Source organism: Nonlabens arenilitoris (assembly GCF_002954765.1).
In the GTDB taxonomy this organism is placed as follows: Bacteria; Bacteroidota; Bacteroidia; order Flavobacteriales; family Flavobacteriaceae; genus Nonlabens; species Nonlabens arenilitoris.
The window spans coordinates 828,111-851,485 of record NZ_MTPW01000001.1 but is presented as its reverse complement, the minus strand read 5'-3'; the positions used below and the strand labels follow the sequence as shown (position 1 = coordinate 851,485).

26 protein-coding genes and 1 tRNA gene are annotated in these 23,375 nt (G+C 35.2%); 14 read left to right on the top strand and 13 right to left on the bottom strand.

Annotation, left to right across the window (positions count from 1 at the left end; translation table 11 throughout):
* Positions 1-76: 76 nt before the first annotated feature.
* From BST92_RS03765 to BST92_RS03755, 3 genes are all read right to left on the bottom strand, one after another.
* Entirely contained in the window at positions 77-1,153 is a 1,077-nt protein-coding gene (locus BST92_RS03765; protein WP_105070246.1) for a heparan-alpha-glucosaminide N-acetyltransferase domain-containing protein, read from the bottom strand.
* Between the two features lie 90 nt (positions 1,154-1,243).
* Complete coding sequence (locus tag BST92_RS03760; protein ID WP_042247335.1) at positions 1,244-1,474, bottom strand: hypothetical protein; 231 nt, start codon at positions 1,472-1,474, stop codon at positions 1,244-1,246.
* A 266-nt stretch (positions 1,475-1,740) separates the two neighbouring features.
* Positions 1,741-1,814 (bottom strand) — tRNA-Asp (locus BST92_RS03755).
* A gap of 157 nt (positions 1,815-1,971) precedes the next feature.
* On the opposite strand from BST92_RS03755, the gene BST92_RS03750 reads away from it, so the two are divergent.
* The gene (locus BST92_RS03750) at positions 1,972-2,775 is read left to right on the top strand and encodes a Cof-type HAD-IIB family hydrolase (RefSeq protein WP_170061704.1); all 804 of its coding nucleotides are present in this window, start codon (positions 1,972-1,974) and stop codon (positions 2,773-2,775) included.
* Between the two features lie 82 nt (positions 2,776-2,857).
* Here BST92_RS03750 and BST92_RS03745 read toward each other — a convergent pair whose 3' ends face one another.
* Entirely contained in the window at positions 2,858-3,388 is a 531-nt protein-coding gene (locus BST92_RS03745) for a dihydrolipoamide dehydrogenase (protein WP_105070244.1), read from the bottom strand.
* Between the two features lie 51 nt (positions 3,389-3,439).
* On the opposite strand from BST92_RS03745, the gene BST92_RS03740 reads away from it, so the two are divergent.
* On the top strand, positions 3,440-4,579 hold the full coding sequence (locus tag BST92_RS03740; RefSeq protein ID WP_105070243.1) for a tetratricopeptide repeat protein: 1,140 nt from the start codon (positions 3,440-3,442) through the stop codon (positions 4,577-4,579).
* A 21-nt stretch (positions 4,580-4,600) separates the two neighbouring features.
* Positions 4,601-5,101, top strand: a complete 501-nt coding sequence (locus BST92_RS03735) for a hypothetical protein (RefSeq protein WP_105070242.1) — start codon at positions 4,601-4,603, stop codon at positions 5,099-5,101.
* Here BST92_RS03735 and BST92_RS03730 read toward each other — a convergent pair.
* A complete protein-coding gene (locus tag BST92_RS03730) occupies positions 5,070-6,209 on the bottom strand; it encodes a glycosyltransferase (RefSeq protein WP_211292430.1) in 1,140 nt (379 codons plus the stop codon). The two genes, BST92_RS03735 and BST92_RS03730, sit on opposite strands and share 32 nt — an antisense overlap.
* Positions 6,206-7,105: a lysylphosphatidylglycerol synthase domain-containing protein gene (locus BST92_RS03725; protein ID WP_342747828.1), complete on the bottom strand. Its 900-nt coding sequence runs from the start codon at positions 7,103-7,105 to the stop codon at positions 6,206-6,208. The genes BST92_RS03730 and BST92_RS03725 overlap by 4 nt, the downstream gene beginning before the upstream one ends.
* 19 nt (positions 7,106-7,124) lie before the next feature.
* Here BST92_RS03725 and ruvC point away from each other — a divergent pair, with 19 nt between their 5' ends.
* From ruvC to BST92_RS03700, 5 genes are all read left to right on the top strand, one after another.
* Positions 7,125-7,679 carry a crossover junction endodeoxyribonuclease RuvC gene (gene ruvC, locus BST92_RS03720; RefSeq protein WP_036584158.1) on the top strand — a complete coding sequence of 185 codons (555 nt, stop codon included), beginning with the start codon at positions 7,125-7,127 and terminating at the stop codon, positions 7,677-7,679.
* Between the two features lie 68 nt (positions 7,680-7,747).
* Positions 7,748-8,365: a TIGR04282 family arsenosugar biosynthesis glycosyltransferase gene (locus BST92_RS03715; RefSeq protein WP_105070239.1), complete on the top strand. Its 618-nt coding sequence runs from the start codon at positions 7,748-7,750 to the stop codon at positions 8,363-8,365.
* The gene (locus BST92_RS03710; protein ID WP_105070238.1) at positions 8,358-9,176 is read left to right on the top strand and encodes a purine-nucleoside phosphorylase; all 819 of its coding nucleotides are present in this window, start codon (positions 8,358-8,360) and stop codon (positions 9,174-9,176) included. The genes BST92_RS03715 and BST92_RS03710 overlap by 8 nt, the downstream gene beginning before the upstream one ends.
* Before the next feature lie 177 nt (positions 9,177-9,353).
* Positions 9,354-10,130, top strand: a complete 777-nt coding sequence (locus BST92_RS03705; protein WP_042293332.1) for a DUF547 domain-containing protein — start codon at positions 9,354-9,356, stop codon at positions 10,128-10,130.
* Positions 10,131-10,168: 38 nt separating this feature from the next.
* A complete protein-coding gene (locus BST92_RS03700) occupies positions 10,169-10,906 on the top strand; it encodes a TIGR04283 family arsenosugar biosynthesis glycosyltransferase (protein ID WP_105070237.1) in 738 nt (245 codons plus the stop codon).
* A gap of 2 nt (positions 10,907-10,908) precedes the next feature.
* On the opposite strand, the gene BST92_RS03695 is transcribed toward BST92_RS03700, so the two are convergent.
* From BST92_RS03695 to BST92_RS03685, 3 genes are read right to left on the bottom strand one after another with little or no spacing between them, the layout of a single operon-like run.
* Positions 10,909-11,565 (bottom strand): HD domain-containing protein, encoded by a 657-nt coding sequence (locus BST92_RS03695; protein WP_105070236.1) that lies wholly within the window; start codon positions 11,563-11,565, stop codon positions 10,909-10,911.
* 12 nt (positions 11,566-11,577) lie between these two features.
* The gene (locus BST92_RS03690) at positions 11,578-12,291 is read right to left on the bottom strand and encodes a hypothetical protein (RefSeq protein ID WP_105070235.1); all 714 of its coding nucleotides are present in this window, start codon (positions 12,289-12,291) and stop codon (positions 11,578-11,580) included.
* Complete coding sequence (locus tag BST92_RS03685; protein ID WP_170061702.1) at positions 12,292-12,948, bottom strand: hypothetical protein; 657 nt, start codon at positions 12,946-12,948, stop codon at positions 12,292-12,294.
* Positions 12,949-13,017: 69 nt separating this feature from the next.
* Here BST92_RS03685 and BST92_RS03680 point away from each other — a divergent pair, with 69 nt between their 5' ends.
* Genes BST92_RS03680 through BST92_RS03665 form a run of 4 tightly spaced genes read left to right on the top strand, consistent with a single transcriptional unit; the run spans position 13,018 to position 15,727 of the window.
* Positions 13,018-13,524 (top strand): GbsR/MarR family transcriptional regulator, encoded by a 507-nt coding sequence (locus tag BST92_RS03680; RefSeq protein ID WP_036584175.1) that lies wholly within the window; start codon positions 13,018-13,020, stop codon positions 13,522-13,524.
* Positions 13,525-13,582: 58 nt separating this feature from the next.
* Complete coding sequence (locus BST92_RS03675; protein WP_146105091.1) at positions 13,583-13,960, top strand: hypothetical protein; 378 nt, start codon at positions 13,583-13,585, stop codon at positions 13,958-13,960.
* Positions 13,961-13,967: 7 nt separating this feature from the next.
* The gene (locus tag BST92_RS03670) at positions 13,968-14,798 is read left to right on the top strand and encodes a hypothetical protein (RefSeq protein ID WP_105070232.1); all 831 of its coding nucleotides are present in this window, start codon (positions 13,968-13,970) and stop codon (positions 14,796-14,798) included.
* Positions 14,795-15,727, top strand: a complete 933-nt coding sequence (locus tag BST92_RS03665) for a TIGR01777 family oxidoreductase (RefSeq protein ID WP_105070231.1) — start codon at positions 14,795-14,797, stop codon at positions 15,725-15,727. The genes BST92_RS03670 and BST92_RS03665 overlap by 4 nt, the downstream gene beginning before the upstream one ends.
* Here BST92_RS03665 and BST92_RS03660 read toward each other — a convergent pair.
* Genes BST92_RS03660 through BST92_RS03650 form a run of 3 tightly spaced genes read right to left on the bottom strand, consistent with a single transcriptional unit; the run spans position 15,720 to position 19,143 of the window.
* The gene (locus tag BST92_RS03660) at positions 15,720-17,369 is read right to left on the bottom strand and encodes a M1 family metallopeptidase (protein WP_105070230.1); all 1,650 of its coding nucleotides are present in this window, start codon (positions 17,367-17,369) and stop codon (positions 15,720-15,722) included. The two genes, BST92_RS03665 and BST92_RS03660, sit on opposite strands and share 8 nt — an antisense overlap.
* Before the next feature lie 6 nt (positions 17,370-17,375).
* On the bottom strand, positions 17,376-18,389 hold the full coding sequence (locus BST92_RS03655) for a glycoside hydrolase family 113 (protein WP_105070229.1): 1,014 nt from the start codon (positions 18,387-18,389) through the stop codon (positions 17,376-17,378).
* A gap of 34 nt (positions 18,390-18,423) precedes the next feature.
* Positions 18,424-19,143 (bottom strand): DUF547 domain-containing protein, encoded by a 720-nt coding sequence (locus BST92_RS03650; RefSeq protein WP_105070228.1) that lies wholly within the window; start codon positions 19,141-19,143, stop codon positions 18,424-18,426.
* Positions 19,144-19,362: 219 nt separating this feature from the next.
* Here BST92_RS03650 and BST92_RS03645 point away from each other — a divergent pair, with 219 nt between their 5' ends.
* A complete protein-coding gene (locus BST92_RS03645) occupies positions 19,363-20,661 on the top strand; it encodes an NAD(P)/FAD-dependent oxidoreductase (RefSeq protein WP_105070227.1) in 1,299 nt (432 codons plus the stop codon).
* Between the two features lie 62 nt (positions 20,662-20,723).
* Positions 20,724-22,361 carry a 4Fe-4S binding protein gene (locus tag BST92_RS03640; RefSeq protein WP_105070226.1) on the top strand — a complete coding sequence of 546 codons (1,638 nt, stop codon included), beginning with the start codon at positions 20,724-20,726 and terminating at the stop codon, positions 22,359-22,361.
* 41 nt (positions 22,362-22,402) lie between these two features.
* On the opposite strand, the gene BST92_RS03635 is transcribed toward BST92_RS03640, so the two are convergent.
* Entirely contained in the window at positions 22,403-23,371 is a 969-nt protein-coding gene (locus tag BST92_RS03635; protein ID WP_105070225.1) for a YpdA family putative bacillithiol disulfide reductase, read from the bottom strand.
* Positions 23,372-23,375: the final 4 nt, after the last annotated feature.

Below are 23,375 nucleotides of genomic sequence, written 5' to 3'. Positions count from 1 at the left end.
TCACGGCGTGCAGGTTCGATTCCTGTCATCCGCACATAAAAAGCTCTTCAGAAATGAAGGGCTTTTTTAATGGATTCTACTTTATGAATCCTCTCAGTTTTTTGTAGATAAAAGCGTTGGTCTTAATGCCGTATAAAGAAATTAGGCATACTATAATAATAAAAAGTATAGCGCCTACAGCTGCTTGATATGGATTTAAAGTTTTGCCGATAAGCTGCGATAATCCTAATCCAGTAAGACTTCCATAAATAATTATAAAGTGAACGACATAAATTGATAGCGTCTTTTGTCCTATTTTAAAAATCATTTGGTTTTTCACAAATCGTTCTAGTGCATAAAAAATACCTAGTAAGATAAGCACATTGCCTAAACGTGTAAATAGGTAGTTATAATAAGCTACATCTTTTAGAATTTTTATATCGCTCCATCGATACATCCACATTAAAAATTGAGATGAATTATAAATCAATAATGCGCCTATAATGATGAGGCCAGATACTAAAATGGGTTTGAACTTCTCATTTCCTACATATCTATAAAATAAAGACGCAATAAAGGCTCCTATCGACATGTATCCAAGCCATGGTAAAATGGTAAAGATAGATCCATTAGACTTGCTTAAATAGTTTGCAAACACTAATGGTATACCTGTAGTGTCTAATTCCCTATACCACGGTTCCATAATAAATATAGAAATCCCTAAAATAAGCATGAGAATAGAGAAGATTAAAGATTTTTTAAACGTTAGATAGTAAATACCGACGGTTATAATAATCGAGAGACCTATACATTGTAAGACATCAATTACTAAAAAATAAGTTCTAAAAGAGCCAGTAATCCATTCAAAAACCGGAGCCCTTAAACCATAACCTATGGCTATAAGTAATAATCCACGTAGTAATCCCTTGCGTATACGTTCTGGTGCCTGGCCTTTTTTCTTGGATTTCATCAACAGATAAGTGAAAATTATTCCAGATATAGTAAAAAAAGTGGGAGCTGTAATACCTCTAAAATAACTCCATATTTGAAATATAGTGCTGTCGGTATCGCGGTATTCTGGCGCAAGTAGTGTGTCTATAAAATGACCTTGCAACATCATTATTATAGCAAATGCACGCACGGCATCTATAAAAAAAAGGCGGTTTGTTTTCAATCTAGTTAGTTGGTCATGTAAAACTAGGTTTTATTTCATAAAAAAAAGCAGCTGTGATAGCTGCTTTTCAAAATGGTGTGATAAGAATTACTAGTTGTCGGTTTTGACTTTTTCTACATCACCGTTTTCATCATATTTTATTTTGGCCTCACTGCCATCTTCATTTTCTATTTTGATTTTGTCCTCTTTCACTTTCATTTCATCAGCATTCTCGATAAGATCTTCTGCTTTTTCTTCAGCAGTTTCTGCTTCATTTCTACAAGCTGTTAAAGAAATAGAAAATAGTAATATCAGTAAGATTTTCTGAATAGGATTCTTCATAATAATTTAATTTAATGGTTATTATGGGTTAATTTAATGATGTTAATTGATAAATATTTAAAATTTAAGTTAATAAATTAAATTTAGCATTATGATTAGGTCTGAAGAATGTTGATTTTATACGGATGAAACATATATAAAACAAAAAAGCCTCTCCTATTCGGAAAAGCTTCTCAAAAAGTGTCTGTTGACACCTTCTCAAGTCCTCAATTATTTTAGAGGACACACAACTTGAATTGTTATTTCCAACAGTTGTTGAAAAAAAGCGGTCTGGACGGGATTCGAACCCGCGACCCCATGCGTGACAGGCATGTATTCTAACCAGCTGAACTACCAGACCGTGTTCTTTGTTGAACGTCGCTTCCACATTTCTGCGTTAGCGGATGCAAATATACTTTTACTTTTAACAAACACAAGTACTTTTTGAAAAATATTTCAATTTTTTTTTGACCATGTTTAAAATAGAACGATTTACCTTTGTTTTTCAACTACATACGATGATACAACTTCTTGCCTCAGATATTGACGGAACCCTATTAGATAGCAATCGATTTTTATCAGCGCGCACTTTACAGGCTTTTGATAAGGCAAATAAATTGCCAGTCATACTTATTTCTGCTCGCATGCCGCAAGCTATGTACTATTTGCAAGATGCTTTAAAAAGAAGAGAAATGCCTATTGTCTGTTATAATGGTGCACTAGTTTTGGATCAACAAAAACAGCTTTATAGCACCACAATTCCTTACATTGATATCGAGAACATAGCTCGTATAGCCATAGAACACGATCTTCACTGTAGTTTGTATAGAAATGATGAGTGGTTTGTGCCTCAAATGGATTACTGGGCAGATCGAGAGGTGAATAATACTCGCGTCACTCCTCAAGTTCAAAATCTAGAAACAACTTTAGCATACTTTAAAGAAACTCAGCAATTAGGCGGTGCTCATAAAATAATGTTGATGGGCGATAGTGGTGCTATGGATTCCGCTTTCGCGAAAGCGGAACAACTACCATCCTCACTGCACTTATACAGGTCTAAAAATACCTATACAGAAATCTCGCCTCTTGAAATTTCTAAAAAATCTGCATTGGAATTACTAATTAAAGAATGTTTCCCGGAAGTAAAAGTGGAGAATGTTGCTGCCTTTGGTGATAATTATAATGATGTAGAAATGATAGCTGGTGTAGGGCACGGCGTTGCGGTAGACAATGCAAGAGATGAGGTGAAAGCTGTTGCAAACTATCATACCGACCATCACAAAAAAGATGGTGTGGCACAATGGATTGAGAAGTTTATATAAAAAAGAAAAGGCGAAACTCTCTAAAAGAATAACGCCTTCTCCACCTCAAATGATGACATTTGAATCCCTGAGCAGGATAATTTTATTCTATAGTAATAATGTCTTGAGTTGTCAAACCGGCAAGATTCATTACCGAGTCGTAATCTGTGATATCTAAAAGCGGATTTTGAGCAAGGTCAACTGGTAGAATTACAATTCTAAAAGTTTGATTATCTAAATCTCCTGGCGCTAAGTCGTTAAAGTCAAATGAGCTAGGAGCGTCTAAAAAGATGGTTGCATCTCCATTTGTTGCATCATAGTTATATTGAAATTCACCAAAATCTGTATAGACTGTTTGAGGTAATAATCTCCATACGTCTACCGTGCCACCATTATTACCTGGAACTTCGTCCCACAGGATGTAAATTAATGTCATATCAGTATCAAATACCTCAATATTATTGGGGTATACGACAAATTCTTCATAATCTGGTGCTGTAAAGTTTGTAGTGATTTCAAATGATTGTGCCACAATATTTGTTCCATCGAGTCCATCAAATCCTGGAGGACCTTGTGGACCTTCACAAGAAATGAATACAACGGCTAGTGTAAAAAGTAAAGCTAGTTTTTTCATAATACATGTTATTTCTATGGTTCTTTCAATAACCTTGCCTAATTTTAGAAAATGAAGAATAATTTATTAATCATAGTCTCTTTATTAATTTCGGTAGTTGCTATCGCTCAATTAGATAAAGGTGATGCGTTAGCTCAAACAGGTAACTGGAAAGCGGCGATAACAGCATATCAAAATGCGCCATCTGATGCAATTCAGCAATTTAAACTGGCGCAGGCTTATACACAATTGGGGAATAGTGCAAAAGCGATAATTTACTATAGGGCAGGTTTTGCCATAGATAGCACTGCAATTAAACCTATGTATGATTATGGTAAATTACTAGTTAATAGTCAGCAGTCTGTAGATGCTATACCGGTATTTAAATTACTGATAGAACGAGATTCTACAAATGCCAGTTTCCATTACTACTTAGGAGAAGCTTGGTCTGGTTTAAATCAGGTTGATAATGCTATACCTGCTTATCAAAAAGCTTTGTCATTAAATGAAGATTATCGTGCAGCAAGACTAGATTTAATAAAAAACTTGATCCAAAAGCGTGAGTTTTCTATGGCTATTAAATTTGCAAAGCAAGGCATCGCAGCAGACTCTACTGATGTGAAAATGAATAGTTATCTAGCTCAAGCTTACATGAATTCAAAATGGTACGATAAGGCAATTCCTGTATTTGAGAGGTTATTTGAACTTGGTAATGATACAGAGTATAATCGTAATGGGCTTGCTTTTTCTTACTACAGCACGAGCCAATATGAAAAGTCTATTGAAAATTATAAAGTCTATGTTGAAGAGTATAATGATAAAGAAGCCTCTGTGTTTTTCAATATGTCTGTGGCCTATATGAGAATTGAAAATTATACTGAATCTATTGAAGCGATAGAAAAAGCGATTGCTATTAGAAGGCCTTTATTAGATAAAGAATATGTGCAGCTTGCAGCGGTTCATGCACGTAATGAAGATATAAGAAACGCATTTTATGCCTTAAAAGCTGCACAAAAAGAACGAGCAGATGATGCAATGATCAATTATCAACTCGCCATCGCCGCAGATCGATATTTTAAAGATAAAAACAGCATCATACCGTATTATGAAAACTACCTAGAAATACATGGTAAGAAAAGTCCATATGGAACTCTAGCCACAGAGCGACTGGCAGATTTAAAGCAAGCTATTTTCATGAATGGTGACGATTAGAAAAATGGTACTTTTACAACCATGATGCGATTAACTATCTTACTGGTAATCATGATATGTGCTGTAACAGCATCGTGTCGAACTGAAGAGCAAAAAAAGCAAGAAGCTTCTCAGCTTGCTCAAAAAAGATTTCAAGAAATAGACCTTTCTCAACCTGATAAATATCCGCTATTTGATGGTTGTGGAGAGTTAGATAATGCCGCAAATTGTTTTTTTGAAAAACTACAAGAACAAGTTGCGATTAAATTAAATAATCATAATCTTCAATTTCAGATAAGCCAGCGAGATAGTGTGGTGGTTCAGTTATTAGTAGATAAAAAAGGTAATATTAGTTATATGGGGCTGCGGTCTGAAGCTGTCAATGAAAGAGAAAGAACAATCGATTCTTTATTAAGAGCGAGACTACAACACATTTGCAAAATAGAACCTGCATACAAACAAAACGTACCTGTTAATTCTTCATACTTACTTCCAGTGATTTTAAAACCAGCTACAGTTCAACCTGACGGTCTTTCCAACTAGGTTTACTAAGACTTTTAAGCGCAATCGAGATCACTACAATGGGATAGATGACTAGCTGTGGCAATAAGTATATAGGCCACTTTTTATTACTAAATAACCTATTCCCTATAAATATGACAATGACGTCCACAACAATTTTAATGATTAAAACTGAATAAAATTGAACGTTATTTAGCCTGCTTAAAAACCATAAAAATGGTGTAAGTATAAAAAGTAAGTTCATCATTAAAACTTGAAAACTCACTAATTTATTTAAGGTGCTCTTTGTTGATTTTCCTTTTTGGGACCATCGTACCCGTTGATGGATCATTTCTTTCCAACTAGATTTAGGTAATGTCTTTACGACAGCATCTTGTGATTTTAAATAAGAACATTTTAAAACATCTTCTGCAGCCAGTTTTTCTAGTAAAAAAATGTCATCACCACTAGATATGTGATCATTACCTTTATAACCATTTACCTCTTTAAAAGCGGTTTTTGTAAACGACATGTTAGCACCATTACACATAAAAGGTTGTCTTATTGAAAAACCACCTATGGTTGTCATTTGTAAGGCAACCATCTCACTGTGTTGCAGTTGAGATAAAACATCATTTGAATGAATCATTTCTATAGGACCAGCAATAAAGTGAAGATCTGGCAATAGTTGATAATGTTTTTCATAAGCCATTAACCATCGTTGAGGTAGAATAACATCTGCATCTGTACAAATAATGTGTTCATGTTTTGCAATTTCTAGAGCTTGGGTAATGCCATCTTTTTTAGCGCTTGCACTTTTTACTTGACGATTGATAAGGTGCATCGAGATTGTGTCATGAACAGATTTGAACGATTCGAGTATGTTTAAACTGCTATCAGTAGAGTCATCATTAATAAAAATGAATTCTGTTTTTGCATCATCATAATTAAGATTAGTTATGCTTTGTAAAAGGGCTGGTAGATTTTGAGCCTCATTTCTATAATTGATAATGACACTAAAGCCAAAATCGCTACTCACACTAGGTTTACTAGCTCTATGAGGTCTTGCCTTATAAGTAAAGCCTTCTAAAACGAGTCCTAGAACTACAAATAAATATCCTAATGATATGACTAGTACTAAAAACATCATATCGGTTTAAGATTTTTAAAAGGAATCAACATACAGCCCAATAAAGTTGGGAATAATGTGTTTGTCAACCATATTAATGTGGTTGCGATGACGATAGGCGATTGTAAAATACCACCGTTAAAAACTATATCTGCTACGGCCCATTTTACAGGTATATCAAAAATTTGAAACATAGGTACTATAGATACTGCAAGATAATTTACCGCGATATTATCCAGCCATGTATACAAATCAACATCACTTTTTATAATTTGTAAAATGATCAACCAGTTACTGGCAAATAGGACATACCTAAGTAACGATAGGACTAAAGTCTTCATCCATAATTGACTCACCACATCTTTAATATGCCACTTTTGTTTTATCCATTCATACAAAATGAAGACCGTACTTAAGCCTATTAATGTCAGTATGATCAAAAAAAAGGTGTCACGTATTTCATTCTTTAAGAAGAAAATAAGACCTATTAAACCTAATAAAACTGTGATGATCATCTGGCATAGATTACCTAGAAAAACTCTACTCAAAATAGTTTTTCGATCATCTCGGTCATAAAACAACGCTTTATAAGCAAATTCGCCTGCTCTTAATGGTGTGATGAAACTTGCCGCTTGAGCAGTGAGGCTTTGTATTACGCTTTCGCGAAAGCGTATTTCTTCAACATCCTTAACTAATACTTGCCATTTTTTACTTTCCACCAGCCAGCTTGCAAGGCTTAACAATAACATCAATCCGATAGAGTAAAATGGAATTTCTTTTAAATAAAAAACTATGCTATCCATTCTCAACGGTCTGTCAGTCCACTGAAAATAGAGCAGTGTTATACAGCCAATGAACACCAGAATCTTAATAGATGGAGCGAGGAATTGCTTAGCTTTGTGCCAGGTGCTAGTCATAGCCCGAAAAATACAACAATTGGCAACAGAAAAAATCATTCTCGGTATAGATCCTGGAACCGCTTTAATGGGTTTTGGGGTAATAAAAGTAGTAGGAAATAAGATGAGTTTCCTGCAAATGAACGAGTTGGATTTGCGCAAATACACAGATCATTATGTGAAATTGCGCAAGATTTTTGAACGTACTATTGAACTGATAGATACGCATCATCCTGATGAAATCGCGCTAGAGGCACCTTTCTTTGGTAAAAATGTACAATCCATGCTCAAATTAGGTCGTGCCCAAGGCGTTGCGATGGCTGCAGGACTTTCCAGAGATATTCCCGTAACAGAATATGCACCACGTAAGATCAAACAATCTATTACTGGTAAAGGAACAGCAAGTAAGGAGCAAGTGGCTAAAATGCTTCAAAGCCTTTTAGGTTTTAAAGAAATGCCTAAAAATCTAGACATGACAGATGGACTCGCAGCAGCGGTTTGTCACTTTTACAACAGCGGTAGAATAGAAGTTGGTAAAAGTTATACCGGTTGGGCTGCTTTTGTAAAGCAAAACGAGAAGCGCATTAAGAAATAATTTAAAATTGCCATTTCTGTAACATAATTGTGACAAAGGATTCGCATTTTTGATGTATAATTAATCCTATGTCTAATACAAACGCTTTAATCATATTTACTCGTAATCCAGAATTAGGAAAAGGGAAACGTCGTCTAGCGGCTACCGTAGGTGATCAAGCAGCTTTTGATATTTATAAATTTCTTTTAAGTCATACACGCGAGATTACTAAATCTGTAAACGCACAACCACAGGTATGGTATTCAGAACAGCTTTATCGAGATGACGACTGGGATAATGAGATTTACCAAAAACATGTTCAGCAAGGTGAAGATCTAGGTGTGCGCATGCAGCATGCTTTTGACACAGCATTTAAGACACATGATAAAGTGGTTATTATAGGCAGTGACATGTATGACCTTACTACTCAAGACCTAGATAAAGCATTTGAATTGTTAGACAGTCATGATGCCGTCATGGGACCTGCTGTGGATGGCGGTTATTATTTATTAGGATTTAATAAACAGGTGCCTGCAAATGTCTTTTCAAATAAAGAATGGGGAACAGAAACAGTACAGGCGCAAACTTTAAAAGATTTAAAAAACTTAAATTACACATTGCTCGAGCCACGTAACGATGTCGATTTTTATGAAGATATTAAAGACGTTCCAGCATTTCAACCCTTTTTAAAACATATCAATGCTTAGTAAAAAACAACTTTCAGACTCTATAGAATATTTAATTGATCAAGGATTTGATGCTCCAGAAGTAGGAATCGTTCTAGGAACTGGATTAGGACAACTAGTAGATTCTATAGAAAATCAAAAAGTAGCTCATTATAACAACATCCCATCGTTCCCTCTAGCTACGGTAGAATTTCATACCGGTAAATTGATCTATGGTGATTTAGGTGGTAAAAAAGTAGTTGTTATGCAAGGTCGTTTTCATCTTTATGAAGGTTATGATTTTATAGACATCACTTATCCTATAAGAGTAATGCATGGTTTAGGTATTAAAAATTTACTTGTTTCTAATGCTGCTGGCGCCGTTAATCTAGATATGAAAAAAGGTGATATGATGGTTATCGATGATCACATCAATCTGCAAGGTGGTAGCCCATTAGCATTTAAGAACGTGAGCGAATTTGGAGAACGTTTTACCGATATGAGTGCACCATATGATGCAAACATGAATAACATATTGCTAGAACTAGCACAAGAACATGGCACCAAAATGCATAAAGGAGTTTATGCCAGTGTAGTAGGTCCGCAGTTAGAAACTAGAGCAGAGTATAGAATGTTGAAACTTATGGGTGCAGATGCCGTAGGGATGAGCACCGTACCAGAAATTATAGTTGCAAATCATTTGAACTTACCAGTTTGTGCCGTGTCAGTACTGACTGATGAGTGTGATCCAGATGATTTAAAAGCAGTAGATATTGCAGAGATCATTGCTATAGCTGGCGAGGCAGAACCTAAAATGGTGCGTCTTTTCCAAAGTCTTATCGAGAGATTATAGAACTTTCCTGATGGTTGGTATATAGTTCACGTTATGCTAGTGTTGTGATGTTCTTGTGATGTAATCTGGTTATTTTTGAGAGAATCTAGAGTTGTTATGCATCTTTTGTGCATACTTATCAAAACTCCTTTCCAGTTTTTATCGTACATATTACAATCATTTAAAGAGTAAAACATCATGAAATTTATATACAGTATTATATCATTATTTATCCTTTCTTCCTGTGTAGGAGGAAAGGATTTAAATTATACCAGCTTAAATAGTGGCGAGCAAATTACAGATGCTACTAGTACAGTTTTAGATCACCAGCCGTGGGATGATCTATTAAAAAAACATGTGGACGATAAAGGGTTTGTAGATTACAAAGCTTTTAAAAAAGATCACAATGCACTTAATAAATACTTGCAATATCTAAATACTAACGCACCTACTAAGGCGACTAGTATCAATGAACAGTTTGCTTATTATATCAATTTATATAACGCAGCAACGGTAGATTTAATTTTAGAAAATGATATGCCAGCAAGTATTAAAGACATTAGCGGACCGCTAGGTCAGGTATGGCTAGTAGAGCATGTAATGATTAATGATAAGGCTTATTCTCTTGCTGCGGTAGAAAAAAATGTATTGCAAAAAATGGGTGATCCTCGCATTCACTTTGCAATTAACTGTGCAAGTTTCTCCTGTCCTAAACTTCAAAACACTGCGTTTACAGCTGCAAATTTGAACTCCTTAATGGATAAAGCCGCTGCAGAATTTATTAACTCAGATAAAAATGATTTGTCTGATGTGGCAAATCCACGTTTGAGTAAAATATTTGACTGGTATAAAAGCGATTTTACAGACACAGGTGTTACCATTATCGAATACATCAATAAATATGCAAATAGTGCGATATTAAAAGATGCTTCCATATCTTACAAGGATTATGATTGGTCTTTAAATAAACAATAAGATAAAAACCACTTTTACTTCCTTATCGTAGCTATAGTATGATTAGCATTATTATACCTGTTCTTAATGAAGAGCATTCTATTTATCAGTTATTGACGCATTTGGTTGAGAAATCAAGTGATATCAATACAATAGAAATCATTGTGGTAGATGGTCATAGTATAGACAATACAGATGGTCAGGTTTCCGCTTTCGCGAAAGCGTATCCATCACTATCTCTACAGTTTCATACAGCCTCAAAAGGTCGTGGTTCACAAATGCATGCAGGATCGCAAATCGCAAATGGTGAAATCCTTTATTTTCTTCATGCAGATTCTTTTCCACCACAAGATTATGATAAGTATATCATACAAGCCGTTTCTCAGGGAAATCCGGCAGGCTGTTTCCGTATGCGATTTATGAGTTGGAATTGGTGGTTAATTATTATAGGATGGTTTACTAGATTCTCATGGCGTGCCAGTCGTGGTGGTGATCAATCACAATATATTACTAAAGGGTTATATGAAAAAATTGGTGGTTATAACACAGATATTCCCATTTATGAAGACTATGATCTTATCCATAGATTATACGATCACGGAACCTATTATGTGATTCCTAAATGGTTAAAAACTAGTGCCAGACGTTATGAAGAAATAGGCGTTTATAAATTACAATGGTTTTATATCACTATTTACTGGAAGAAGCGTAATGGCGCTACTATAGATGAGATCTATGAGTATTATTTAAAATGGTGCCAGACCAGCGAGCTACAAAAGTCTAGTAGTCAGAATTAGGTCTAGGCCTCGCCATTCCACTCGGCATAGAACTGATTGAGGAAACCTTCCATATATTGATGACGCTCTTGTGCTAGTTGTTTACCGGTTGAGGTATTCATGCGGTCTTTTAAAAGCAATAGCTTTTCATAGAAATGGTTGAGTGTAGGAGCGGTACTTTTCTTGTATTGTTCTACAGTCATGTTCAAATCTGGTTTGATATCTGGATTATAGATTGTTCTATTTTTAAAGCCACCATAATTAAAGGTGCGTGCAATTCCTATCGCGCCCAGCGCATCAAGTCTATCGGCATCTTGAATAATATCCAGCTCTTTACTTTTAAATTTTTGTTCTTGATGTCCACCTTTAAAAGAAATGTATTTGATAATATTCTCTACATGTAGAATGATATCTTCAGATAGGTTTTGTTCTTCTAGAAATTTACGAGCTACTTGAGGTCCTATCGTATCATCTCCATCATGGAATTTAGAATCTGCGATATCGTGGAGTAGGGCACCTAATTCTATGATAAACAAATCTGCGTTTTCTTCACTAGCAGCGATGAGCTTAGCATTTTTCCATACACGTTCTATGTGAAACCAGTCGTGTCCACCTTCGGCATTGTGGAGTTGTTCTTTGACAAAATTGATGGTAGATAGGATGATGTGCTGCTTATTCATGCTGTAAAGATACTACTCAGCTATAATCTTTCCGGCTCTTTTAAAAGCATTGTAAAATGCGGTGTCTTGTTTGAGGTTAACTATTTTTTCAAAATAGCGATGATTTACAGAATCTCTGAATATCGGAATAACATTTCTCTTTGAAGGTATAATATTGTCAGATGTTGGGCCAATAAAACCATCTTTCTTTTGAGGTATTTTTTCCTCGGCATAAAAGATGTCACATCCAGAGGTGAAATAAGCATTTCCTATATACCATCTAGACATCATACTTGCTTTATAAAAATACATTATTGGTTCTTTATTAGACGTAATAACTAATTGAACATCTGAATGGTCGTCTTTCAACTTATTTGGAGCAGAAAGTAAATTACAAGCTTCTTCTTTTAAGAATAATTCTGCCTTAATAAAGTCAAAACCTAGAATTTGTTCATTCGATATGATCGGAGTTGATTTTAAATCACCTGATTCAGCTGTAAAACCTCCATTAGGTGTCCAATTTCCATCTGCCGTTCTACGTATTATATCTTGATAACGCTGAGTGAATTCGGAATCTTTTTCGGTCATTTCTTTTGTGAAAACGACAGCTTTTCCTTCGTAACTAGCAATTCTTTTATTGAGTTGGTAAATCTCAATCAATGGTTTAGGTTCTTCTTCTTTATTACTGCAAGAAAAGAGCAGTACAAATAGAATTATAATTACAATATATTTTGAAATATTTTTCATCTACTCAGCTATAATCTTTCCTGCTCTTTTGAAAGCGTTGTAGAAAGCGGTGTCTTGTTTGAGGTTGGGTTTTAAAGTAAAAACTTTTTCCATTGGACCTTTACAAAGTTTTAAATAAAAAGGATATTTTGGTATTTGTTCTTCAAGTAATAAGTCGTTGTAGCCATTAAAAAACATAGCGTTACCTATTCGATATGAAGAAAGATGACTACGCTCATAAAAACTTAAAATAACTTCCTTGTCAATTGTTAGTGCTAGTTGTCTTGCTTTTTGAAAAGGGATTTCAGAATAAAGACTGTCGATAGCAGAGGAGTCGATCACTATGATATCATGATTAAAATCAAATCCTTTGATTTTAGAATTGCTTATTAGTGGTTGAATCTTTAGGTCATCAGCCATAGCTGCGAAACCACCATTTATAATTGTACCGAATTCTTTACTATACCTTACTCGAGTTGTATCGACTTTTGATTCTATGAATTTGGCAATCATAGAACTATCCAAAGGTGCAGATTCGTAACTCTCAACCCATTTATTTAACTCATAGATCTCAATCAATGGTTCAGGTTCTTCTACCTTTTCAGTACATGAGATACCTAGGATTAAAACAAAAAGAATGAATAGTATACGCATCATATAAAAGTAACGAAAACTCATTAAATAAATTACTCAAACTAAACTTTCAATAATTATTGAAAGTTTAAAATATTAGTGTATATTTGTCGTATGAAATTAGAAGAAGGGAAATATAAATTTATACAGGCTTGGGGCTCACTAGGTAGTTCTTGGGGAATCTCAAAGTCTATGGCGCAAATACATGCGTTACTACTTTCTTCTCAAGATGGATTAAGTACTGACGAGATCATGGAGCAAGTACAACTCTCTAGAGGTAATGTGAACACAAACGTACGTGAGCTTATTAACTGGAGACTGGTGCGCAAAGAAACAGTACTAGGGGAACGCAAAGAGTTTTTTGTTGCGATACATGATGTGCATACCATCGCACAAAATATTATGGAAGAACGTAAAAGACGCGAGCTAGAACCTGTTCGTCGATTACTCAACGAACTCATCAATACTAAAATTGAAGGTGATGAAAAAGAAGTAGCTCATTTCCAAACACTACTTGCAGATCTTGCAGATTTTGTACACCAAATGGAAAACCTAACCAACTTAATGACTAAAATCAATAACAATAATTACATGAAAAAATTAATCAAGGCGATTTCTTAGCCTTTTTTATTTCAATAAAACTTTCAGTTATTTCTGAAAGTTTAAAAACTACACTATTATGAAAACAATGTATCGAGTAAATCTGGTCTTAATAATCCTCAATTTATTTTTATTTCTCATTCCTTTTTTCGGTCTGTTATTTATGATAGCACTTGGAGCGGTTCAGGTTGTATGTAGTCTGTGGTTGCTTAGTCAATATAAAAGAACATCTAGTTCTATACAATGGATGAATAAATCATACTTATTGCTTACCGCATTAACATTAGGTACTTTGTTCTTAGTAGGTAAAGACTATGTGCACTTGAGTTCTAATATGGAAGAAATGGTATTTATTCTAGGGATGATAACCTCAGGTGTTTTAGGTATCTACTTTATGTACATCTCTTACAGATGTTATATAGAGAATGAAGAACAATTATCACTAATCACTAAATAGCTATATCATGATCAAAAATCACAAACTTCTCATAGATCAACATTGTCCCATGTGCGCGGCTTATGGTAGCACCTTTACTAAACTAAACATGGTAGATGGAAATACGATCGATCCTTATCAAATCATTGATGAAGAACACACGCAGCATATAGATATGCATAGAGCAACTAATGAAATCGCACTACATAACACACAAACTAAAGAAACTAAATATGGTCTGGACGCTATGTTTCACATCGTGTCTCAAGGACAACAATGGATTAAGGATATTTTATACTTTCCACTGTTTTTTATACCATTAAAATATCTCTATAAACTTATTACTTATAATCGTAAGGTCATTGTAGGTGATACTTCTTTTCATAAAGGAGAACGCGCTTGTAATCCAGATAGAAATTTATTTTATAGAAGTCTTTTCATAGGATTGAGCGCTTGGTTTACCGCAGTGGTTCTCAATAGCTATTTCGGTCTGGTAGGTCAGTATTTTGGTTTTGAATCGCCGTGGTATGTAGAGTATTTTATCTGTTTTGGACAAATCGCTTGGCAAGGAATCATGATTCAGTTCATCGCTCCTAAAAACGGTTGGGATTATTTAGGAAACATGAGTGCGGTATCTGCTTTAGGTGGTATATTATTATTGCCTGTGTTATTGCTTACTTCTTTTGTAACCTTAAGCGGTTATGCGCTTCTAGGTATATTTGGATTGGTAGTAGGTGTGATGTTAATGGAACACGTGCGCCGTTGTAAATCTATGCAACTCGGCTGGTGGCCTACTATTTCTTGGGTCTTGTATCGCAATTTAGTACTCGTCCTTTTTACTTTAATGATCTTATTATGAAAATAGTTATCGCAGGTGGTACAGGATTTCTAGGTATTTCACTGTCACAATATTTTGAGAATAGAGGAGATGAGGTGATTACGCTTTCAAGGAGTGCAACGACGCAGAAGTCTACACTGAGCGCAGTCGAAGTGCGAAAGCGTGATTCTCAAACCACTTACTGGAATGGTAAAGATTTAGGAGATTGGACTGTCCATTTAGAAAATGCAGATGTCCTCATCAACCTCGCAGGTAAGTCAGTAGACTGCAGATATACTCATGCTAATAAAAAAGCAATATTAAGTTCGCGCATCGATAGCACTAGAGTTCTGAATTTAGCGATGACCAATGCTATCAACAAGCCAAAGGTGTTTTTAAACGCAAGTACCGCAACCATCTACATCCATTCTGAAACACAAATGAATACTGAAGAAAATGGTATGATAGGTGACGATTTTTCTATGGGAATAGGCAAGGCATGGGAAAAGGAATTCTTTTCAACCACTATTGAAGATGTGCGCAAAGTAGCGTTGAGAACTTCAATTGTTTTAGGAAATGATGGTGGTGCATTGCCTAAAATGAAAGCTATTACCAGAGTAGGAATGGGCGGTAAAAATGGTCGTGGTATTCAGTTTGTAAGCTGGATTCATATCAATGATTTTTGTAGGTCTATTGGTTTTTTAATTCAATCTAATTTGGAAGGTGTAGTAAACATCACGGCACCTAAGCCAGAAACAAATGCAGATTTTATGAGGCAATTGCGTAAATCTATGAACATACCATTCGGTATCTCTCAGCCAGTATGGTTATTAGAACTAGGGACATCGCTTATCGGGACAGAAACAGAACTGCTTTTAAAAAGTCGTAATGTATATCCACAACGCTTGCTAGATGCTGGGTTTGAGTTTAATTACAAGGATGTAGAAAGTAGCTTAAAAGAGCTTATTTAATTTTATAATCGATAAAATAATTTGCGTCTGTTTCTATACTAGATTCTTTAGATGGTAGTTTTATCTCTTGTGCTTCTTTTGTTGGGTTCAATAAGACCGGTTCATCATCTATAAGGATGCGTACCGGAAGATGAAATCCATCAACTACATTTTTCCATTTATAGGTTAACCTATTTTTTTTCTGACTTAAAACTAGCTCTGGAACCTTTGTAGTTCTTAAATACTGATCAAAAAAGCCATCAAGATTAACGCCTATAGCAATTGATAGAAACGATTCAATATCTTTAGTGGTAACTGTACTATGATAGAAGCGTTTATTCATGTTTCTAAGTATACCTCTCCACTTTTGATCATCATTAACCATCTGTCTTAAGGTATGTATCATGTTTGCACCTTTGTAATACATGTCTCCAGATCCTTCATGGTTTACATCATATACACCTATGATAGGTCTATCGTTGCGTAAACTCCTACGTGTACCTATGACATACTCGTTGCTTGCTTGAGTTCCATAATGATAGTCTAGAAATAAGCTTTCGCTATAAGCGGTAAAACTCTCATGAATCCACATGTCTGCGATGTCTTTATTAGTAATATTATTTGCAAACCATTCATGTCCAGATTCATGTATGATGATAAAGTCAAATTTCATTCCCCAACCTGTGCCTGATAAATCTCTTCCCAGATAACCGTTTCTAAATCGATTACCATAGGTCACAGAACTTTGATGTTCCATGCCCAGATAAGGAACTTCAACCAGTTTAAAACTGTCTTCATAGAATGGATATGGCCCGAACCAGTGTTCAAATGCTTCCATCATTCTTGTGGCATCTTTAAATTGTTCTTGAGCTTTCTCTAGATTGTCACGCAGCACAAAGTAATTCATATCTAGATCACCTTTTTCACCATCATAGACCTCACTAAAATTGACATAATCGCCTATATTGATATTGACACCATAATTATTAATAGGATTTTTAACAAACCAGTGATAGGTAGTGGTGTTGTCCTCTTTAGGTTCTGTTTTAATCAATCGTCCATTTGAAACGTTCATGAGCGGATTAGGCACATTTACACGGATGGCCATACTATCCACCTCTTGATACATGTGGTCTTTATTAGGCCACCATACACTAGCGCCCAATCCTTGACAAGAGGAAGCTATAAAGTCATTACCATTTCTATCTTTCTTCCAGGAGATTCCTCCATCCCATGGAGCATTTCTAGCCTCGCGAGGATTACCTTCATAAAACACTTGAACTTGATTAATCATGCCGGGTAATTGTTCTTTGGTCAATTTTATGAAGTGAGCATTTCCCTCGTGTCGTATTTCTAGATCACGACCATCTTGTACTGCTCTAGTCATCTTTAAAGGTGTTTGCAGGTCAACCTGTAATAGATTACTAGGTTGCAATACTTTATAATGTATCGTATTAGATCCAGCTATATATTTATCTGCTGGTGTGACTTTTATATTGAGATCATAGTAAGTGATGTCCCACCACGCACGTTCAGGTGTAATCGATCCACGTAAACTATCTTGACGTGTAAATGCTTTTTTATTTTGACCTAATTGGGCATATGATAATGATCCTAATGAAAAAATAATAATAAAGGTCAAAACTGATTTTAAATAGGTCATGTCTCTTTAGTTTTTATTCTGTAAATAATTTTTTGCTACTACCTTTTCACCTTCTTTCCCTTGTGTCGTAAAGCGTTTTGTAAAGTCACGATGTCTGCTGTCTTCGGCATGATGTTTCCATAAAAAGCCACCTGCAAACCATTCTTCTTTCCATACGGCATCATATAGACCTTGTAAAAGAATTGCTTGTGCTTTTTGATTTTCTAATCGATCTTCTCCAGCATTTTTCCACGGTTCTAGGCCAGCATAGTCTGCACTAATATATCCATACTCTGCAAAAAGAATTTTTTTATTTAGCTTTCGCGAAAGCGTGCTTAATTCATCAACCCATTTTACCCAAGACTCTTTTATCGTAAGAGGATCAGGTGTTTTTTCTGAGCTTACTGGGAAATAAGCATCGACTCCAATGTAATCAAGTTGTTCCCAAAAATGAACATTTTTATAACTATCCCAATTACCAGCATAAGTGAGTTTACCAGAATAAATATGTCGTATTTTTTGAATTAATCCATTCCAGTAATCTGGTCTTAATTTAACAAATGAATCTAATTCTGTACCAATACAAAACATAGCGACGTTTTCGCTAGCTGCTATGTTTGCAAATTTCATGATGTAATCTGTATAACTGTCTTCTAGAATTTTCCAATCTTCTTCAGTCTTTAAGTTGATTTCACCAGTATATGATCCACGGCCTATCCATATTTGTGGTTTAAGTAAAACATCGAGGTCCTGTTCTCTCATATGTTTTATAGTGACTTTTACACCTGTAGGTTTCTCTCCCCACCAGCCACGTTCTTCATCATAATTTACGAGAGGTTCTTCTAAACTGCGCATCCAGGCATAAGGTACGATAACCGCATAGTTTGCATTATAATCTTTAATAGGTATAATACCAGTCGCGTCAATAGGATTGCGAGTTGCGACTAAGGTGATTCCATTAATCTTTTCTTCTTTTGCACGCTCTTGCCCTTTACAAGAAGTGATTGTAATTAATAATAAAAGATAAAAGAATGCTTTCATAAATATAGTTCTATGTGGATTGTAAATATAGAGTCTACTTTTGATTCAAGCTCCAGTCATAATATTTAAAGTTTATAGTGAAGCCATCTGGAATTGTTTTATCTGTATATTTATTTATAAAAGCTATAACTGACTTGTACTTTTTAAAATCTGTTGAATACCAGTCAAATATTTTTGAGACAGACGCTGTTTTCTCATGCATATCGATAGTTATAAACTTTGAATCATTAAGTGTTACTTTAGTTATTTTCTCTAATTTAGATTCTATACTTTGACTATTAAAAATAGTGTCTTTAAGTGGTGGGCAGGAGACAGCACCACAAACTAGTGCAAAATGAATTCTAGGGTCTGGAAATTTTTTAAATATCCAGTTTTTTTCCAGTTCATTAAGAGTTACCGATTTTCCAGCGATTTGATGTTTATTAGAATCAAAAAAACCATCTATATCCATTACAGAAGATATTGGGTAGTTTTCTGTAATTGAAATTATGACCGTGATGTTATAAGCATTAATTAAAAAGGCTTTTAATTCTTGAGGTGTGAGATCTGTAATTCTTGTTTTTGAAAGACTTACTTTAAGGTCTGTAATGGTCTTTGTATCTTTTTGAAGGCTTTTATAATCTACCTGACCATCTCGCATATATGAATTGAGTAAAAATTGTGAGCGTTGTTGAAATACATCTAGTTGTGCACTCATCATTAAAGATGTTAGTAATATTAAAAATGTGATGTCTATGTGAACTCTTTTATGCATTATTGTTTTAAATTAAAGGTCCGATTTAATGACGTAAGGTGTAGGCAAAAATCAATAATTAAGCCAACAAGTTAAATTTACAGCTTACGAGTCTGATAACATTAAAAAGAATGTGAATACTTTTAAAGGGAATTATATATCATTATGTAGGGCAAATGCATAAAGTTATGATTTATAACAAATCTTTAATTTGTAATCACCAACTAAAATTTACCTCTTATGGAACATATCGTCATTATAGGAAATGGTATCGCAGGTGTTACTGCAGCTAGACACATCCGTAAATTGTCTGACAAAAGAATAACTATTATCAGTGCTGAGTCTGAGTTTTTCTTTTCTCGAACAGCATTGATGTATGTCTATATGGGGCACATGAAATTTGAGCACACGCAACCATATGAGAATGATTTTTGGGCAAAAAACCGTATTGAACTCGTCCATGACTATGTACACACGGTAGAAACAGATGCTAAGAAGGTTCATCTCAACTCTGGTAGAGATATTATGTATGATAAGTTAATCCTAGCGACCGGTTCTATCTCAAATAAATTCGGCTGGCCAGGTCAGGACCTAGAAGGTGTACAAGGTCTAGTGTCCAGACAAGATCTAGAACAATTAGAGATTAGTGCACCTAATAATAAAGTGTGTAAAAGAGCTGTAATCATAGGTGGTGGATTAATAGGAGTAGAGCTGGCAGAGATGATGGCATCTAGACAAATACCCGTTACTTTTTTAATAAGAGAAAAAGGTTTCTGGAGTGGTGTGTTACCTATGCCTAATGCTGAAATGATTTCGCGTCATGTAAGATCACACCACATAGATTTGAGAGAAGAAGAGGAAATGGCACAAATCATTGCTGATGATTCTGGTAAAGTAAAATCCATTATTACTAAAAAAGGAGATGTTATTCCTTGTGATTTTGTTGGTATTTGTGCAGGTGTAAGACCGCGTATAGAATTTTTAGAAAATTCTAGTATTGAATTGCAGCGTGGTATTATGGTTGATCGATATTTAGAAACTAGTGTGAAAGATGTTTATGCTATAGGTGATTGTGCACAACAGCGCGAGCCAGTAGGTGAGCGCAAACCTATAGAAGCCGTATGGTATACTGGTAGAATGATGGGTGAAGCTCTCGCACAAACAATATGTGGTAACCCCACAAAATGGAATCCAGGACACTGGTTTAATAGCGCAAAATTCTTTGACATTGAATATCAAACCTACGGTTGGGTATGGAGCAATCCTAAAGAAGGTCACGATCATTTTCACTGGCAGCATGCTGATGATAAAAGAGCAGTTACTATAGAATATGATCTCGCAACTAGAAAATTTATAGGGATCAACACCTTTGGAATCCGTATGAAACACGAAGTTTTTGATGTATGGTTGTCAAATTCCAAGACAGTAGATCATGTGGTAGAAAACCTTGATAAAGCATGCTTTAATCCAGAGTTTTTTGAGAAACCTTTTAAGAAAATAAAACAAGCGTTCACAACCATTCAACAAATTAAAGCTTAATTAAATTTTCAATTTCACAATCTTAAATTCAATAGAGTTTAAGTATTGAAAAATATATAACTATGAGTATTTATCAAAGAAACATGTCTTTAACAGGCGAGCCGCCTAAAGCTTTAAGTACCACAGAAAAAATAGCTAGCGCTTCAGGTATGGTAGGCCTTTTTATTTTAGTCTTGGCATTTTTTAACGTAAACCTACCTTGGAAAGGAGCTTGGCTAACTGCGTCACTAGTACTTATATCTAGTGGTATAATCACTTTTGCTAGAGCGCAATATTCTCATAAACAGGCTGGTATTAAAAATGATGGAGTATGGTTTAAAGACCTGTCTAGTCGTGGTTTTTGGGGTTGGGTACTCGCTATTTTTCTCACCTCTTTTTATATCGTTTTATATTTCTTTCCAGCAACTCTAGGTCAAGGGACTGATGGAGCGGCAAATACAGGCCTTATTGGCTTATTTGATCCGTTATCATATTTATTGAAAGGGCAAGCAGCTAGTCAGTGGTTTGTCTATGGAACATTGTATACAGTCGCGATTTTATCATTTGGTATCAAGTTTATTTTAAAATATCGTCATAATAGTTACGAGGTGATACGTACCGGTAGTGTGATGTTTTTTCAGACGACATTTGCCTTTTTAATTCCAGAAATAATGGCGGGATTAAACAGTACAAAAGATTTACCATACTATGATTTAAAAAATGTCTGGCCTCTTAATTATTATTTATTTGAACAGTGGAATGTAAACGCATTATTAGTAAATGGTAGTCTAGGGATGACGATGTTATTATTCGGTATTGCTTCTATACTGGTTATAACACCTATATTAACTTACAAATACGGTAAAAGATGGTATTGTAGTTGGGTATGTGGTTGTGGTGGCCTGGCAGAAACTGCCGGAGATTCTTTCCGCCAACTGTCTGATAAATCTACTGGTGCGTGGAAAATTGAGCGATGGTTAGTCCACAGTGTTTTAGTCTTTGCCGTCATTTCTACTGTAGGGATTGTTCATTCCTATTTGCCTAAAAATAACATCTATAAAATATGGGAAGATGGCGCGGTCGTTAAGCAATACGAGACCTTTTTTACTCAATCTAATTTTTTAATATTAGTAGGTGTAGGGCTTACCATAATATTTGCTTTGATATGGATTTTTAGAAGAAATGAGTTAAAACAAGATGCCCGTTATGGTGCTATAGGATTTCTATTTACCATTCTAGCCTTCATAGGGATTCACTTTATGGCCGGAACAGATAACTTGTTTTTCTTTAATCATGGAGCGGTAAAATCTGCGTATGGTTTCTTGATAGGTGCAGTGTTTTCAGGTGTTATAGGGACAGGTTTTTACCCTATCTTGGGTAATAGAGCTTGGTGTCGTTTTGGTTGTCCTATGGCGGCAATACTAGGACTTCAACAGCGTTTGTTCTCTAAATTTAGAATTACGACTAATGGTGGTCAGTGTATCTCTTGCGGTAACTGTTCCACCTATTGTGAAATGGGAATTGACGTGCGCAGTTATGCTCAAAAAGGGGAAAACATTGTACGAGCTAGTTGTGTAGGATGTGGTATTTGTAGTGCGGTATGTCCACGTGGTGTATTAAAACTAGAGAATGGACCATTAGAAGGTCGTATTAATAGTGATGCAGTGCTTCTAGGACAAGAACCAGACCTTATGGAATTACTAAGTGATAATAAAAATTAAGGTCATGAGTATTTCGCTTTCGCGAAAGCTTCACAAAACACCTATCCTGCTGATAAAATAGCTTTTATAATTTGCGGTGCATGCACGCGGCTGTTCTCTATGAACCATTTATGCGTCTCAAGTCCACCGCAAATGACACCAGCTAGATAAATACCTTTTACATTAGTTTCCATGGTCTGAGAATCATATACTGGTATTTTATGAGGTCCAGAAAGTTGTATGCCCATAGATTTTAAAAACTCAAAGTTAGGTTGATAACCGGTAAGGGCTAGTACTTGATCGTTTGCAATTGTATGAGTTTCTCCGTCTTTTGTAAAGGTTACAGTAGTTTTATCAATACTTGTAAGTGTTGCATTAAAATGTGCTTTAATACTTCCTTCTTCAATACGGTTAATAATATCTGGGCGCACCCAATATTTTACACGGTCACCTATCTGATCTCCACGTACAATCATGGTGACTTTCCCACCTTTTCTGTAAATTTCTAACGCTGCATCTACTGCACTATTACTGGCACCAATGACAGCAGTTTCTAAAAAAGCATATGCGTGTGGATCGTGGTAATAATGATTTAATTTATCTAGATCTTCTCCTGGTATATTTAATTTTACCGGAATGTCATAAAACCCAGTGGCGATGATGATATGTTTACTAAAATATTCATCTTTTGAGGTCGTGATCGTAAATTCTACGTCTTTAGTTACTGCCAGTACTTTTTCATAAAGGCGTATCTCTAGCTTTTTAGATGTTGCTATACGACGATAATATTCTAGCGATTCTTGTTTACTAGGTTTAGACTCTTTGGATATAAACGGAACTTCATCAATTTCAAGCTTTTCACTAGTCGAGAAGAAATTCATGTTTACTGGATAATGATATAGCGAGTTCACCAGTGCACCTTTTTCAATAATAAGGTAGCGCAATCCAGCTTTCTGAGCCTCTAATCCACAGGCTAAACCTATAGGACCAGCGCCTATAATTATAACATCATAAATGATTTTGTTATCCATTAAT

What these genes read in the sequence shown, in the direction of transcription:
- BST92_RS03670 (WP_105070232.1), top strand. Translation starts at nt 13,968, where the DNA reads ATGATCAAAAATCACAAACTTCTCATAGATCAACATTGTCCCATGTGC.
- BST92_RS03675 (WP_146105091.1), top strand. Translation starts at nt 13,583, where the DNA reads ATGAAAACAATGTATCGAGTAAATCTGGTCTTAATAATCCTCAATTTA.
- BST92_RS03700 (WP_105070237.1), top strand. Translation starts at nt 10,169, where the DNA reads ATGATTAGCATTATTATACCTGTTCTTAATGAAGAGCATTCTATTTAT.
- BST92_RS03745 (WP_105070244.1), bottom strand. Translation starts at nt 3,388, where the DNA reads ATGAAAAAACTAGCTTTACTTTTTACACTAGCCGTTGTATTCATTTCT.
- BST92_RS03725 (WP_342747828.1), bottom strand. Translation starts at nt 7,105, where the DNA reads ATGACTAGCACCTGGCACAAAGCTAAGCAATTCCTCGCTCCATCTATT.
- BST92_RS03645 (WP_105070227.1), top strand. Translation starts at nt 19,363, where the DNA reads ATGGAACATATCGTCATTATAGGAAATGGTATCGCAGGTGTTACTGCA.
- BST92_RS03710 (WP_105070238.1), top strand. Translation starts at nt 8,358, where the DNA reads ATGCTTAGTAAAAAACAACTTTCAGACTCTATAGAATATTTAATTGAT.
- BST92_RS03735 (WP_105070242.1), top strand. Translation starts at nt 4,601, where the DNA reads ATGATGCGATTAACTATCTTACTGGTAATCATGATATGTGCTGTAACA.
- BST92_RS03680 (WP_036584175.1), top strand. Translation starts at nt 13,018, where the DNA reads ATGAAATTAGAAGAAGGGAAATATAAATTTATACAGGCTTGGGGCTCA.
- BST92_RS03650 (WP_105070228.1), bottom strand. Translation starts at nt 19,143, where the DNA reads ATGCATAAAAGAGTTCACATAGACATCACATTTTTAATATTACTAACA.
- BST92_RS03640 (WP_105070226.1), top strand. Translation starts at nt 20,724, where the DNA reads ATGAGTATTTATCAAAGAAACATGTCTTTAACAGGCGAGCCGCCTAAA.
- BST92_RS03750 (WP_170061704.1), top strand. Translation starts at nt 1,972, where the DNA reads ATGATACAACTTCTTGCCTCAGATATTGACGGAACCCTATTAGATAGC.
- BST92_RS03730 (WP_211292430.1), bottom strand. Translation starts at nt 6,209, where the DNA reads ATGATGTTTTTAGTACTAGTCATATCATTAGGATATTTATTTGTAGTT.
- BST92_RS03705 (WP_042293332.1), top strand. Translation starts at nt 9,354, where the DNA reads ATGAAATTTATATACAGTATTATATCATTATTTATCCTTTCTTCCTGT.
- BST92_RS03660 (WP_105070230.1), bottom strand. Translation starts at nt 17,369, where the DNA reads ATGACCTATTTAAAATCAGTTTTGACCTTTATTATTATTTTTTCATTA.
- BST92_RS03665 (WP_105070231.1), top strand. Translation starts at nt 14,795, where the DNA reads ATGAAAATAGTTATCGCAGGTGGTACAGGATTTCTAGGTATTTCACTG.
- BST92_RS03740 (WP_105070243.1), top strand. Translation starts at nt 3,440, where the DNA reads ATGAAGAATAATTTATTAATCATAGTCTCTTTATTAATTTCGGTAGTT.
- BST92_RS03760 (WP_042247335.1), bottom strand. Translation starts at nt 1,474, where the DNA reads ATGAAGAATCCTATTCAGAAAATCTTACTGATATTACTATTTTCTATT.
- BST92_RS03635 (WP_105070225.1), bottom strand. Translation starts at nt 23,371, where the DNA reads ATGGATAACAAAATCATTTATGATGTTATAATTATAGGCGCTGGTCCT.
- BST92_RS03695 (WP_105070236.1), bottom strand. Translation starts at nt 11,565, where the DNA reads ATGAATAAGCAGCACATCATCCTATCTACCATCAATTTTGTCAAAGAA.
- BST92_RS03685 (WP_170061702.1), bottom strand. Translation starts at nt 12,948, where the DNA reads ATGAGTTTTCGTTACTTTTATATGATGCGTATACTATTCATTCTTTTT.
- BST92_RS03655 (WP_105070229.1), bottom strand. Translation starts at nt 18,389, where the DNA reads ATGAAAGCATTCTTTTATCTTTTATTATTAATTACAATCACTTCTTGT.
- BST92_RS03690 (WP_105070235.1), bottom strand. Translation starts at nt 12,291, where the DNA reads ATGAAAAATATTTCAAAATATATTGTAATTATAATTCTATTTGTACTG.
- BST92_RS03715 (WP_105070239.1), top strand. Translation starts at nt 7,748, where the DNA reads ATGTCTAATACAAACGCTTTAATCATATTTACTCGTAATCCAGAATTA.